Here is a 13,628-nt window from a genome sequence, read left to right as displayed (position 1 = left end):
CGGCAGGCCGCCGTCACCGCGCGGGACTCAGGCGCGGGCCACGGTCTCCCGCCGCCCGTGCCGGCGTCCGTGCATCACGAAGTAGTACCCGGCGGCGACCACGAGCACGCCCGCCAGGGCCGCGTACATGGCGCCGTAGCCGGCTGAGGCCACAAGCCCGCCGAGGAGCACGGGACCCAGGCCCAGCCCCACGTCCGCGAACAGCATGAGGGTGGAGATGCCGGCGCCGAGCTGGTGGGAGGGCACCGCGTTCACGGCGATCGCCTGGGCCGCGGGCATGAGCGTGCCGTAGCCGAGGCCGCTCAGCGCCCCGGCCAGCACCACCTGCCAGTCGCGCGTGGCGAAGGCCAGCACCAGGAGCGCGGCCGTGAAGCAGAGGAGTGCGGGGTAGACGACGGCGTCGTCCCCCCGGCGGTCCTGCAGGGTGCCCAGGGTGAGGCGCATGACGAGCATCGCCGCGGCGTAGGCCAGGAAGAAGAGGCCGGCGCCGGCCGTGAGCCCGCGCTCCACCGAGTAGGCGTTCAGGTAGGTGAGGATCCCGGCGTAGCTCAGGCCCACCAGCAGCATGAAGCCACTGATCGGCAGCACCGCCGGGTGCAGCACGGAGCGCAGGCGGAAGCCCACCGCGGGGGCGGGGTGCTCCAGGGGGACCTCGCCGGCGGCGCGCTCGCCGTCGACGCCCGCCGCGGCGGGCGCCTCGCGCACCAGCAGGCCCAGCACGAGGCTGACCACCGTGATCCCCAGAGTCGCCCGGAACAGCCACACGTAGCCGATGGAGCCGGCGAGGAAGAGCCCCAGGGCGGGGCCGATCGCGGTGGCCAGGGTGGTGCCCAGCGCGAGGTGGCCGGTGGCCTCCGCGCGTCGCCCGTCGGGGATGGCCGCCTGGGCCAGGGCCATGACGGCGGTGCTGGCGAAGGCGTAGCTGGCACCGTGGAGCATGCGCACCGCCACCAGGGCCGGCAGCGAGGAGGCGACGAGGTAGAGCGTGCAGGACAGCGCGACGGCGACCAGGGCCACCACCAGGACGCGGCGCTTGCCGAAGCGGTCCACCACGTGGCCGGTGACCACGCGGCTGAGGGTGGCGCCGATGACGAAGGCGCTCGAGGCCAGCCCCGCCCCGGCGTCCGAGGCGGCGAACTGCCGGACCGCGTACACGGCCATGGTGGTGACGAGGGCGTAGAACGCGAGGAACTGGAGGAAGGAGACCACCCAGGCGAGGACGAAGGTGGGGGAGGCGATGCGTTCCTGCTCGGCGATTTGCATGATGCAAAAGGTAGCATCGTTTGCATGATGCAATCATCTGAGGGGGCGTGGGTCGACCCGGTCGAAGGGATCATGTACGAGCACATGCTCCTGCTGCGGGTGGCCACGCAGGGGGTGGCCCCCTACGGCCGGTCGAGCGCGCTGGAGCGCAGCGCCACCGTGCTGCTCGCCCGCCTGGAGGCGGGCGGGGCCATGAGCATCGCCGAGCTGGCCGAGGCCTTCGACCTCGACGTCTCCACCGTCCACCGGCAGGTGGCCGCCGCCATGAAGGCCGGCCTCGTCGAGCGGGTGGTGGACCCCGACGGCGGCTCCGCCCGGCTGCACCGTCCCACGGAGGAGGGACGCGCCCGCCTCGCCGCGGAGCTGAGCTCCCGCGCGGACAACGTGGCGCAGATCGTCTCCTCCTGGCCCGCCGAGGACGTCGTCGAGTTCAGCAGGCTCCTGCGGCGTTTCAACGAGGGGGCGGAGGAGCGCCGGGGCCACCCGTGGCCCCGACCGCAGACGGGCCCCGGTGCGGAGGACCCCCGGCTCTGAGCACCGCGCCCGCCCTCAGGCGCGACGGATGCGGTCGGCCAGCGCGGCCGACTCCGCCGGGTCCAGCACGGCCGCCGGATGCGGCCCCGCCGCGGCGAGGCGCTCCGTGCAGCCGGCCTCTCCCAGCGGCGCCCCCGCGGCCAGCACGACGTTGCCCCAGTCCAGGCGCTCCAGCATCCCCTGGTCCGCGAGCGTCCACGGGCCGGGCACCCCGGCCTCGGCGGCCGCCTCCTCGAGGGCGCCCAGCTCGGCGCCCAGGAAGCGCAGGCCGGCGTCGTCGCCGATGTTCACCAGCAGCACCCCGCCCGCCGTCAGCAGCTCGAGCAGCTCCCCGTAGAACACGGCGCCGCGCAGGTGCTCGGCGCCCTCCTCGCCGGTGCCGATGTCCAGCACGACGGCGTCGAACCGCTCCCCGTCCAGCGCGAGGTCGACGGCGGCCAGGCGCGCGTCCGCGACCACGGAGACGAGGTCCGTGCCCGCCGGCAGGGGCAGCTCGGCGAGCACGAAGGACACGAGCTCCCGGTCCAGGTCGACCACCGTCTGCTCCGAGCCGGGTCGGGTCGCCTGGAGGTAGCGCGGCAGGGTCAGCGCGCCCGCGCCGAGGTGCAGGACCCGCACCGGCGCGCCCGCCGGGGAGGCTGCGTCGAGCACGTGGGCCATGCGGCGCAGGTACTCGTAGCGGATGCGAGCGGGGTCGGCCAGGTCCACGTGGGACTGGACGGCCCCGCCGATCTCCAGGACGAACCCGCCGAACTCGTCAGGGGTGATGCGGGCGTCCACGCCCGACGTGGACAGGTGGACGGTGTGGCCGGAGGGGGAGGGCTGGGCGGGCATGCCCCCAGCATCCCACCCCTGAGCACGACGGCCGGATCAGTCAGGCCGCCCCCGCTCTCACCGTCGACGGCGCCGACCGGTGCCGCGACTGCCTGCGCACCCGGCGCCAGAAGGACATCCCCGTGCTCGTGTTCCCCGACGGCGACCACCAGGTGGAGCCGACCAACGAGGAGACCGCGGCCAAGCTCACCGCATCGGGCCTGATCTGAGGTCAGGGGCCACGCGGCCCCGGCACAGGAACCGCGGCGTGGACGCCAGACCCAGGACCAGACCGCACAGGATCACGGCCGCGCCCATGTCCTGCGCGGGGCGGACACCGTTATCGTGTCCGCTGGGTCGTTACTGTGAGGATGGTGAACACTCGCCGAGTGTTCGCTTCCTATCGCTGGAGGCCGACCGCCTCCCCTCGTCGAAGGAGAGCGCCATGCTCCGTCCTCGTCTTGCCCGCCCCACCGCACTCCTGACCGCTGGCCTTGCCGCGCTCGCCCTGCTCACCGGATGCTCCGTCGATGGGGACGCCGCAGCCGGGTCGTCCGCCGGCTCGCCCTCCGCCGCATCGTCCTCGAGTGGGGCGTCCTCGTCTGGCCGGGTCTCCGACGGCGCGGCGCCCTCCTCGTCCCGCGCGGCCGGCTCGTCGTCTGCGGTTGCGAGCGCCAGCCGTGCCGTGGAGTCCTCGCAGGCGGCCGAGGCCAGCCGTGCCGCTGCCGCCTCGAGGGAGGCCGAGAAGTCCGCCGCGGCCGCCGCAGCCGAGGCGTCCCGATCCGCCGAGGCCGAGGCCGAGGCCGTGGCGGAAGCGGAGCGTGAGGCGGAGGCATCGGCCGAAGTCGAAGTGGGGGCCGCCGAGGAGGAGTCGGCCGCGTCGGCGGGTGGCGACGGGCTGTCAGCGGAGGGACAGCAGGCCGTGCGACAGGCGCAGTCGTATCTGAGCTTCACCGCCTTCTCCCGGAGCGGCCTGATCGATCAGCTCGAGTTCGAGGGTTTCTCGAACGCCGACGCCACAGCGGCCGTGGACAGCCTGGACGTGGACTACGCGGCGCAGGCTGTGAAGCAAGCCCAGTCGTACCTGACTCACACGGCGTTCTCACGGACCGGTCTGATCGACCAGCTCGAGTTCGAGGGCTACTCGAATGCTGACGCGACGGCCGCCGTCGACGGCCTGGGCATCGACTACAACGAGCAGGCCGCGAAGCAGGCCCAGTCGTACCTGAGCCACTCCGCGTTCTCCCGTGCCGGTCTCATCGACCAGCTCATGTTCGAGGGCTACTCCGCCTCCCAGGCCGAGTACGGCGTCGATGCCGCCGGACTGTGAGTCCGGGTCGGCGGGCCGGGCACCCGGCCCGGTCCGCCGACCCTCTCGACGACGGTGTGGGAAGGTCTAGCGTGACGGCATGGAGCACATCGACGAGACCGCCCTGCCCGCCCCTGAGGACCGCGTCGTGTCCGCGACCCGTCACGTCGACGCGCCGGCTGGCGTCGTCTTCGAGCTGATCGCGGACCCCTCCCGCCAGCCCGAGTGGGACGGCAACGACAACCTGGCCGAGGCCGCCCCCGGGCAGCGGGTGACCGCCGTCGGGGACGTGTTCGTCATGACCCTGCAGAAGGGCGTGGACCGCGCGAACCACGTGGTCGAGTTCGAGGAGGGCCGCCGCATCGCCTGGAAGCCCTCCGAGGTCGGCGGGGAGCCGTTCGGCCAGCTGTGGCGGTGGGAGGTCGAGGGCGACGACGAGGGCGGCTGCCGCGTCACCCACACCTATGACTGGACCGCCCTCACCGACCCGAAGCGCGTCCAGAAGGCGCTGCGGACCGGCGAAGGGCAGCTCCGCGCGTCGATCGACCGGCTCGCGGAGCTGGCCGAGCGCCAGGGCTGAGGGCAGGCGCCGCCCGCCGCCGTCGCGCGCCCCGCGCCGCCGTCAGCGGTTGAGTCGCTCGCCGGTCTCGGCGTGGAACAGGTGCACGCGCTCCGGGTCCGGGACCACGTGCACCACGGACCCCTTCTCCGGCGCCGTGTAGCCCACCGTCCGCAGGGTGATGAGCCGCTCCTCGCCGCCGATCGTCGCGTGACCGTACACGTACGCGTCCGCGCCGAGCTCCTCCACGGTGTCCACCTCCACGGGCAGGCCGGCGGCGTCGTCGCTGACCACCAGGTTCTCGGGGCGCACGCCGAGGTCCACCGCCGTGCCGGCGTCGGCCAGATCCTCCCGCGGCACGGGGATGACCGTCTCGCCCCAGTGCACGCCCTCGTGCGTGGCGGGCATGCGGAAGATGTTCATGGCGGGGGAGCCGATGAACCCGGCGACGAACACGTTCATCGGGCGCTCGTAGAGGTTGCGCGGCGTGTCCACCTGCTGGAGGCGGCCCTCCTTGAGGACCGCCACCCGGTCGCCCATGGTCATGGCCTCGGTCTGGTCATGGGTCACGTACACGGTGGTGGTGCCCAGGCGACGGGTCAGGTTGGCGATCTGGGCGCGGGTCTGCACGCGCAGCTTCGCGTCCAGGTTGGAGAGCGGCTCGTCCATGAGGAACACCTGCGGGTCGCGCACGATCGCCCGGCCCATGGCCACGCGCTGACGCTGGCCCCCGGAGAGGGCCTTCGGCTTGCGGTCCAGGTACTCGGTCAGGTCCAGCAGCTTCGCGGCGTCCTCGACGCGGCGGCGCCGCTCGTCCGCGGGGACGCCGGCGATCTTCAGGGCGAAGCCCATGTTGTCCGCCACGGTCATGTGCGGGTACAGGGCGTAGTTCTGGAACACCATCGCGATGTCCCGGTCCTTGGGGTCCACGTCGGTGACGTCCCGGTCGCCGATCAGGATGCTGCCGTGGGAGAGCTCCTCGAGACCGGCGAGCATGCGCAGGGAGGTGGACTTGCCGCAGCCGGAGGGGCCCACGAGCACGAGGAACTCGCCGTCGGCGATCTCCAGGTCGAGGGAGTCGACGGCGGGGCGGGGGGAGCCGGGGTACTGGCGGCTGGCGGAGCGGAAGGTCACGGAGGCCATGGTGGGGTTCCTTTCACGGGCAGGTACGTGCCCGACGATCCAAGGTGAAGGAGAGGGGTGGGTGAGGGTCGGAGCTGACGGTCTACGGCGGCGCGGTGCTCGCTCTCGGCCGCAGGGCCAGGTGGTGCATGATCCGGTGGGGGTGGGCGGCGCCGTCGAGGGCGCCGAGCGCCAGGCGGACGGCGCGGCGGCCCTGTTCGAGCGGGTTCTGGTCCACGGTGCTGATGCCCAGGCGGGCGGCCTCGGGGTGGCCGTCCAGGCCCATCACGGACACGTCCTCGGGCACACGCAGCCCCAGGGAGTGGGCTGCCATCCAGGTGCCCATGGCCATCTCGTCCGAGATGCACATGACCGCCGTCGGCCGGCGCCGCGGGTCGGCGAGGAGGGCGCGCGCCTGGTGGTAGGTGCCGCCGATGGTGAAGTCCGCGGGCACCATCCAGTCGGCCGGCGTGCGCACCCCGGTGGCGGCGAGGGCGTGCAGGAACCCGCGGGTGCGCTCGGTGCTGACCTGGAACTCGATGTCCTCGTCCACGCGGCCCACGTAGGCGATGTCCCGGTGTCCGAGCTCCAGCAGGTGCTCGGTGGCCATCCGGGCGGCGCGGGCGTGGTCCACCTGGACCGCGGTGAACCAGTCGGGCAGGGTCTCGCCCGCCGGCAGGCGGCCACCGATGGCGATCACGGGCCGGCCGAGGCGTTCGAGTCCGGCGAACTCGAACACGCTCAGCCGGAACGAGAGGGTGATCAGGGCGTCCAGCCGCCGTCGGGGCAGCAGGTCGGAGATGACCGTGGATCGACGCTCCGGGTCCTGGCCGACGTCGTAGAGCGTCAGGTCGTACCCGTGCCGCACGAGCTCGTCCGCGGCGCCCTCGAGCACGGCGGCGAAGAACCACCGGTGGACGGAGGGGGTCACCAGCCCGATGTTGCGGGTGCGGCCCGAGGCGAGCGAAGAAGCGGCGGAGTCCGCCACGTAGCCGAGCGTGGCGACGGCCTCCTGGACTCGGGTGCGCGTGGCGGCCGCCACGGGGCCGGAGCCGGTGAGGGCGCGGGAGGCGGTGGCGGTGGAGACCCCGGCCATGCGGGCGACGTCCTTGATGCCGACCATCGGCGGTCCTCCTCCCGGTTCATGGGGTTCTGCGGCGGGGCGGGTGCACGACGGCGGCGGGCCGGGGGTCGATGCGTGGCACCAGAGTACGGCACGGCAGGCGCGGTGGTGGAAGCGCTTCCATTCCGGTTTCAGCCGGTCTTGACCTCCGCCCCCACTCCCGCATGCCCGTGTTCATGCGGGAGCGCACCTCTGTGTGGCATATCACAGTGGAAGCGTTTACACTCCTGGGGACTGACTCCTTCAGCCGCCGGGGGCAGGCGCCGTCTCACCGCGGGGCCCACGTCGGCGACGCAACGGCCGGCGCATGCCGCGGGCCACCCCTCGTGAAAGGCACATCATGCAGTCGACGACGACCGGCGGCCTCTTCCGCCGCCCGCTCAGCCTGACCCTCACCGCGGCGTTCTCCGCCCTCGCGCTCACCGCGTGCGGCGGCGGCTCCTCCGCCCCGGCGTCCTCCTCCCCGGCCGGCGCCACCGAGCAGGGCACGGCCACCGCGTCCCCGAGCCAGGACCTCTCCGAGGCCGGCGCCAGCACCATCACCATGTGGGTGGACCAGAACCGCCAGGAGCCGCTGCAGGCCGTGGCGGAGGACTTCAAGGAGGACACCGGGATCACGGTGGAGCTCGTGGTCAAGGACAACTCCACGATGAAGGACGACTTCATCACCCAGAACCCCACGGGCGAGGGCCCGGACGTGATCGTCGGCGCCCACGACTGGATCGGCTCGCTCGTGCAGAACGGCACCATCGAGCCCCTTGAGCTGGGCGAGAGAGCCGGCGACTTCGTGGAGTCCTCCGTGCAGGCCGTCACCTATGAGGGTCAGACCTGGGGCGTGCCGTACTCCGTGGAGAACATCGCCATCCTGCGCAACACCGAGCTGGCCGAGTCCACCCCGGCCTCCTTCGACGAGATGATCGCGGAGGGCCGGAAGGCCGTCGACGCCGGCGAGGCCGAGTACCCGTTCGTGGTGGGCCTGGACGCCGTCAACGGCGACCCGTACCACTTGTACCCGTTCCAGACCTCCATGGGCGCCCCCGTGTTCAAGCAGGCCGAGGACGGCTCGTACGACACCGGCTCGCTGGCCATGGGCGGGCCCGAGGGTGAGGCCTTCGCCGAGAAGCTGGCCGAGTACGGCGAGTCCGGGGTGCTGAACCCGAACATGACCGCGGACATCGCCAAGGAGCAGTTCAACTCCGGCAACGCGGCCTACTTCATCACCGGCCCGTGGAACATCGAGGAGGCCGAGGCGGCCGGCGTCGACTTCGAGGTCGAGGCCATCCCGTCCATGGGCGACCAGCCGGCGCAGCCGTTCGTGGGCGTCAACGCCTTCTTCGTCTCCTCAGAGTCCGAGAACCAGCTGGCCGCGAATGAGTTCGTGGTCAACTACCTCTCCACCGAGGCGGCCCAGGACGCGCTCTTCGCCGAGGGCAAGCGTCCCCCGGCGCTGACCGCCTCCTTCGACAAGGCGGCCTCGGACGAGACCGTGAAGGCGTTCGGCGAGATCGGCGAGAACGGCGTCCCCATGCCGGCGGCCCCCGAGATGGGCGCGGTGTTCGAGTTCTGGGGCGGCGCCGAGATGAGCATCATCAAGGGCGAGGGCGACCCGGTCCAGACCTGGCAGAAGATGATCTCCGACATCGAGGGCCGCATCGGCCAGTGATCCGGCGCGGTCCACCTCCGGCGTCCCCGCGGGGACGCCGGAGGCGGACCGTGGCCCTGCGCCCTCGGGGCGCGCATCCCCCCCTTCCACGGCAGGCCCTCGGGCCGGATGAGGAACCATGAGCCCGTCTTCCACCGCGTCGGACCGGTCCGACGCCGCCACCGCCGCCCTCGACGACGCCGCGCGCCGCACCGGCCCGGGCCGCCGTCGTCGTGCGGACGCCCGGGGTACCGAGGGCCTCGGCGGCACGCTGGCCAAGATCGTCCTGCTGGGCCTCGTGGACGCCTTCGCGGCGTTCCTGCTGTTCCAGCTCGCGGCCGCGGGGGACTGGGTGGTGTTCGCGCTGACCCTGGCGGTCACGATCGGCATCAACTGGATCTACCTGCGCCGCGGCGGCCTGCCGGCCAAGTACCTCGCCCCCGGCCTGTTCTTCCTGATGCTGTTCCAGGTGTTCGTGGTGGTCTACTCCTCCTACGTCGCCTTCACGAACTACGGCGCCGGGCACAACTCGGACAAGGCCGCGGCGATCGAGATCATCCAGCGCTCCTCCTCCATCCGCGTGCCGGACTCCCCGGTGTACGACATCACGGTGCTGGAGGAGGGCGGCGACCTCTACCTGCTGACCCTGCGGGACGGGGAGCCCGTCCTCGGCGGCGCGGACCAGGCGCTGGAGCCGGTCGAGGCCCAGATGCAGGACGGGGAGCCGGTGGGGGTGGAGGGGTACACCACCCTGCGGTTCGGCGACCTGCTGCAGCGTCAGGACCAGGTCGCCCGCCTGAAGGTCCCGCTGAGCGACGACGCCGCGGACGGCACCCTGGAGACGCGCGACGGCTCCCGCGGGTACGTGTACGCGCCGCGTCTGGAGTACGACGAGGCCCGGGACACCTTCACGGACCTCGAGAGCGGCGTGGAGTACCGGGACAACGGCGAGGGCCAGTTCCAGGCGGACGACGGCAGCACGCTGCAGACCGGCTGGCGGGTGTTCGTCGGCCTGGACAACTTCACGCGCGCGTTCACCGACCCCGAGCTGCGCGACCCGCTCCTGCGGGTCACCGTGTGGACCTTCGCCTTCGCGTTCCTGAGCGTGGCCACGACGTTCGCCGTCGGGCTGCTGCTGGCGATCGCCTTCAACCGTTCGGACATGCGCGGCAAGAAGGTCTACCGGGTGATGATGATCCTGCCGTACGCGTTCCCGGCGTTCCTGTCCGGCCTCGTGTGGGCCGGCCTGCTCAACCCGGAGTTCGGCTTCGTCAACACCGTGTTCTTCGGCGGCGCGGACATCCCGTGGCTCACCGACCCGTGGCTGGCCCGGCTGTCGGTGCTCGTGGTGAACCTGTGGCTGGGCTTCCCCTACATGTTCCTGGTGACCACGGGCGCCCTGCAGTCCCTGCCCGAGGACGTGGACGAGGCCGCCCGCATGGACGGCGCCGGCCCGTGGCGCATCTTCCGCTCCATCAAGCTGCCCCTGCTGCTGGTCTCGGTGGCGCCGCTGCTGATCTCCTCGTTCGCGTTCAACTTCAACAACTTCAACATCATCTACATGCTGACCGGCGGCGGACCGCGGTTCCCCGACGCGGGCTCGAACATCGGCGCCACAGACCTGCTGATCACGGTCGTCTACAAGACGGCGTTCAGCGGGGTGGGGCGCGACTACGGCCTGGCCTCCGCCCTGTCCATCGTGATCTTCCTGATCGTGGCGACCATCTCGGCGATCAGCTTCCGGCAGACCAAGGCGCTCGAGGAGATCGACAAGTGAGCATCCCCCAGGATTCCGGACGGCCCCGGCCGGACGCCCCGACCTCGCCCCTCGCCGCCGCCCTGGCGCAGCAGGAGACGGACCCGCTGCGCTGGGAGGAGGACCCGGCCCCGCCACGACGCCGCCGCTCGTTCGGCCGCTGGATGCGGGAGCTGGGCTGGCGTCACGCGGTGGGCGTGCTGGCCAGCGCGTTCGCACTGTTCCCGCTGCTGTACGTGCTGTCCGCGTCGCTCGACCCGACTGGCACGATGGCGAGCTCGAACCGGCTGTTCTCCTCGTTCAGCGGGCAGAACTACGTGGACCTGTTCAGCGACCCGAACCGGCCCTTCGGCCGCTGGTTCCTCAACACGATGGTGATCGGCGTCATCACGTCCGTGATGACGGTGTTCCTCGGCGCCCTGGCCGCCTACGCGTTCTCCCGGATGCGGTTCACGGGCCGCCGCGTGGGGCTGCTGACGCTGCTGCTGGTGCAGATGTTCCCGCAGCTGCTCGCGGTGGTGGCGATCTTCCTGCTGCTGACCTACATCGGCAACCTGGTGCCCGTCCTGGGCATCGGCTCGCAGCTCGGCCTCATCCTCGTGTACCTGGGCGGCGCGCTCGGGGTGAACACGTACCTGATGTACGGGTTCTTCAACACCATCCCGCCGTCGCTGGACGAGGCTGCCAAGCTCGACGGCGCCTCGCACGCGCGGATCTTCTTCTCGATCATCCTGCGCCTGGTGACCCCCATCCTCGCGGTGGTGGCCCTGCTGTCCTTCATCACCACGGTCTCGGAGTTCGTGATCGCCTCCGTGGTGCTCACGGACCCGTCCGCGCAGACGCTCGCGGTGGGCCTCTACGGCTACGTCTCGGAGACCCGCTCCGAGAACTGGGGTGTGTTCGCGGCCGGCGCCGTGCTGGCAGCCCTGCCCGTGATGGCGCTGTTCCTGTTCCTGCAGCGGTACATCGTCTCCGGCCTCACGGCCGGCGGCGTGAAGGGCTGAGCCGAGGGCGGCGGTGGGAGGGGCGCCCGCCCCTCCCGCCTCACGGCAGCGCCAGCCGGAACACCTTCTTCCACGCGGAGCCCACCTGCCGCAGCAGCGGGCCGGTCGTGTAGGGCAGGCCGTAGCGGGCGCAGATCTCCCGGACCCTGGGCGCCACCTCGGCGTACCGGCTGGACGGCAGGTCCGGGAACAGGTGGTGCTCCACCTGGTGGGAGAGGTTGCCGGTCATGAAGTGCATCAGCTTCGAACCGGAGATGTTCGCGGAGCCGATCATCTGCCGCACGTACCAGTCGCCGCGGGTCTCGCCGTCCACCATCTCCTCGGAGAACGTCTCCGCACCCTCCGGGAAGTGCCCGCAGAAGATGACCGCGTGCGCCCAGATGTTGCGCAGGCCGTTGGCGAGCAGCGTGCCCACGAGCGCGGCCTTGCCCGAGCCGGTCAGCACCTCGGCGACGGCCGGCGTGGCCACGTAGTCCTTCGCGAACTGCCGTGCGGCCTTGACGCCCACGGAGCGCAGATCCGTCATCAGTTCCTCGCGGGACTTCTCGCCGCTCTGCACGCGGTCCAGCTCGAGGTCGTAGAGCGCGATGCCCCACTCGAAGATCGGCGCCAGCCCCGCATTGATCACGGGGTTGAGCAGGTGGCGGGGCCGCCACGGCTCGGACTCGTCCATGCGCAGGACGTTGTAGCCCACGTCGCGGTCCTTGCCCACCACGTTGGTCCAGCGGTGGTGCAGGTCGTTGTGGGTGTTCTGCCAGGCCCGCGACGGCGTCACGAAGTCCCACTCCCACGTGGTGGAGTGGATGTCCGGGTCGCGCATCCAGTCCCACTGGCCGTGGAGCACGTTGTGCCCGATCTCCATGTTCTCCACGATCTTCGCGACCGTGAGCATGGCCGTGCCCGCCACGAACGCGGCGGGGTGTCGTGCGTTGAGCAGGAGGGCGCGGCCGCCGAGCTCGAGCCGGCGCTGCCAGCGGATGACGCGGCGGATGTAGGCCGCGTCGGAGGTGCCGCGGCGGGCGAGCACGTCGTCGCGGATCGCGTCCAGCTCCCGGCCCAGCTCGGCCACCTGCGCGTCCGTCAGGTGGGCGGCGCCGGGCGGGCGCACCGCCGGGCTCCCGACGACGCCCGGCAGCCCCGGCGTCGTGGCGGCGGCACGGGACTCGGCGGTGCGGGGAGCCCAGCTCGTGGTGTCGGGGCGGTCCTGCGGCAGGACCCGGGCGGCGCGGCCGCGCACGGTGGTGCCGGGGATGGCCAGGGCCAGATCGTCCGGGGCGGTGGCGCCGGTGCGGTCGGGGGCGGTGGGGGTCTGGGTCATGTGATGCTCCTGGGGGCGGGAGGCGGGGATGGTCGGGGAGGCCCGGGTCGCGGGCCGGGCGTCAGGTTCACAGGCTGAGGCTCAGCGGGCCGGCGGCGGCGCTCACGCAGGTCTGGACCAGCTCGCCGGGCTCGCCGTGGACCTGCCCGGTCCGCAGGTCCGTGACCCGGCCCGAGCGCAGCGGCGTGAGGCACGCGTGGCAGATGCCCATGCGGCAGCCGGCGGGCGCGGCGACGCCGGCCTCCTCGGCCACCACGAGCAGCGGCACGTCGCCGGGAGCGTCCACCTCCACGTCGGCGTGCTCGAACACCACGCGGCCGCCGGCCCCCGCCACGCCCGGGGCGAAGTCGGCCTGGAACCGCTCGATGGTGAGGTCCGCGGCCGCCTCGCGCCGCCACAGGGCCTCGGCGTCGTCGAGGAACCCGGCCGGCCCGCACGCGTAGCCGGCGCGCTCGCGCCAGTCCGGGCAGAGGCCCTCGAGCTGTGCGGGGGAGGAGAGGTCGAGGCGGCCCGTCTCCGCGGTGTGGTGGTGCACCACGCGCAGGCCCGGGAACTGGTCGGCCAGCTCGGCCAGCTCCTCGCGGAACAGGGCGTCCTCGGGGGTGCGGGAGGAGTGGATGAGCACGACGTCGGCATCCCGGCGCGTCGGCACGAGCGTGCGGATCATGGACATCACCGGGGTCAGGCCCGAGCCGGCGGTGAGCATGAGCAGTGGGCGCGGCTCGTCCGGCAGGGTGAAGTCGCCCTCGGGGATGTCGAGGAAGAGGACGTCGCCGGGCTTCGTGTGGCGCACGAGCGTGCCGGAGACGAGGCCGATGTCGGACACCGTGATCTCGGGGTCGGCGCCCGCGGGAGCGGAGAGCGAGTAGGAGCGCCACTGGCGCACGCCGTCCACGTCCACCCCGATGCGGGCCCACTGGCCGGCGTCGTGGGCCCGCCAGCCCGGGCCCGGGCGGAAGGCGATGGTGGCGGTGCCGGGCGTCTCGCGCGTCACGGAGGTGACCACGCCGCGCAGCTGCCGCGAGGAGTGCACGGGGTCGAGCAGGCTGAGGACGTCCTGCGGGGCGAGCGGGTGCAGGAGCGTCGACGCCAGACGGGAGAACAGAGACGGGCCGACCATGGCTCCAGTCTATGGCTCGGCATGCCGCAGTTCTTCGTCTTCAGCGTACGATCTGGGCCATCACT

At 72.3% G+C, this 13,628-nt stretch carries 12 protein-coding genes; 6 read left to right on the top strand and 6 right to left on the bottom strand.

Annotation, left to right across the window (positions count from 1 at the left end; all coding sequences use genetic code 11):
* Positions 1-27 precede the first annotated feature (27 nt).
* The gene (locus tag B1A86_RS11045) at positions 28-1,263 is read right to left on the bottom strand and encodes an MFS transporter (RefSeq protein ID WP_089529297.1); all 1,236 of its coding nucleotides are present in this window, start codon (positions 1,261-1,263) and stop codon (positions 28-30) included.
* Between the two features lie 24 nt (positions 1,264-1,287).
* Here B1A86_RS11045 and B1A86_RS11040 point away from each other — a divergent pair, with 24 nt between their 5' ends.
* Positions 1,288-1,797, top strand: coding sequence for a MarR family winged helix-turn-helix transcriptional regulator (locus B1A86_RS11040; RefSeq protein WP_036318042.1), 510 nt, complete (start codon positions 1,288-1,290; stop codon positions 1,795-1,797).
* Between the two features lie 15 nt (positions 1,798-1,812).
* Here B1A86_RS11040 and B1A86_RS11035 read toward each other — a convergent pair whose 3' ends face one another.
* Positions 1,813-2,631, bottom strand: coding sequence for a spermidine synthase (locus B1A86_RS11035; RefSeq protein WP_078025644.1), 819 nt, complete (start codon positions 2,629-2,631; stop codon positions 1,813-1,815).
* 424 nt (positions 2,632-3,055) lie between these two features.
* On the opposite strand from B1A86_RS11035, the gene B1A86_RS11030 reads away from it, so the two are divergent.
* Entirely contained in the window at positions 3,056-3,940 is an 885-nt protein-coding gene (locus tag B1A86_RS11030; RefSeq protein ID WP_078025645.1) for an Ltp family lipoprotein, read from the top strand.
* 79 nt (positions 3,941-4,019) lie between these two features.
* A complete protein-coding gene (locus B1A86_RS11025) occupies positions 4,020-4,499 on the top strand; it encodes an SRPBCC family protein (protein WP_078025646.1) in 480 nt (159 codons plus the stop codon).
* A gap of 42 nt (positions 4,500-4,541) precedes the next feature.
* Here B1A86_RS11025 and B1A86_RS11020 read toward each other — a convergent pair whose 3' ends face one another.
* Positions 4,542-5,621: an ABC transporter ATP-binding protein gene (locus B1A86_RS11020; RefSeq protein ID WP_020624545.1), complete on the bottom strand. Its 1,080-nt coding sequence runs from the start codon at positions 5,619-5,621 to the stop codon at positions 4,542-4,544.
* Between the two features lie 82 nt (positions 5,622-5,703).
* Positions 5,704-6,723 carry a LacI family DNA-binding transcriptional regulator gene (locus tag B1A86_RS11015; protein WP_049158353.1) on the bottom strand — a complete coding sequence of 340 codons (1,020 nt, stop codon included), beginning with the start codon at positions 6,721-6,723 and terminating at the stop codon, positions 5,704-5,706.
* A gap of 340 nt (positions 6,724-7,063) precedes the next feature.
* Here B1A86_RS11015 and B1A86_RS11010 point away from each other — a divergent pair, with 340 nt between their 5' ends.
* The 3 genes from B1A86_RS11010 to B1A86_RS11000 all read left to right on the top strand — a co-directional run bounded on the left by B1A86_RS11010 (position 7,064) and on the right by B1A86_RS11000 (position 11,125).
* Entirely contained in the window at positions 7,064-8,386 is a 1,323-nt protein-coding gene (locus B1A86_RS11010) for a maltose ABC transporter substrate-binding protein (RefSeq protein WP_044659341.1), read from the top strand.
* A 118-nt stretch (positions 8,387-8,504) separates the two neighbouring features.
* On the top strand, positions 8,505-10,142 hold the full coding sequence (locus B1A86_RS11005; RefSeq protein ID WP_020624872.1) for an ABC transporter permease subunit: 1,638 nt from the start codon (positions 8,505-8,507) through the stop codon (positions 10,140-10,142).
* Between the two features lie 62 nt (positions 10,143-10,204).
* On the top strand, positions 10,205-11,125 hold the full coding sequence (locus tag B1A86_RS11000; protein ID WP_041104154.1) for a sugar ABC transporter permease: 921 nt from the start codon (positions 10,205-10,207) through the stop codon (positions 11,123-11,125).
* A 40-nt stretch (positions 11,126-11,165) separates the two neighbouring features.
* On the opposite strand, the gene B1A86_RS10995 is transcribed toward B1A86_RS11000, so the two are convergent.
* Both B1A86_RS10995 and B1A86_RS10990 read right to left on the bottom strand, forming a co-directional pair.
* Positions 11,166-12,443, bottom strand: a complete 1,278-nt coding sequence (locus B1A86_RS10995) for an acyl-CoA desaturase (RefSeq protein ID WP_138976836.1) — start codon at positions 12,441-12,443, stop codon at positions 11,166-11,168.
* A gap of 67 nt (positions 12,444-12,510) precedes the next feature.
* Positions 12,511-13,563 carry a ferredoxin reductase gene (locus tag B1A86_RS10990; protein ID WP_044659332.1) on the bottom strand — a complete coding sequence of 351 codons (1,053 nt, stop codon included), beginning with the start codon at positions 13,561-13,563 and terminating at the stop codon, positions 12,511-12,513.
* Between the last annotated feature and the right edge of the window lie 65 nt (positions 13,564-13,628).

The sequence above is a fragment of the Micrococcus sp. KBS0714 genome, from assembly GCF_002008305.4.
Lineage (GTDB): Bacteria > Actinomycetota > Actinomycetes > Actinomycetales > Micrococcaceae > Micrococcus > Micrococcus luteus.
This window is presented reverse-complemented; position numbering and strand designations above follow the sequence as displayed.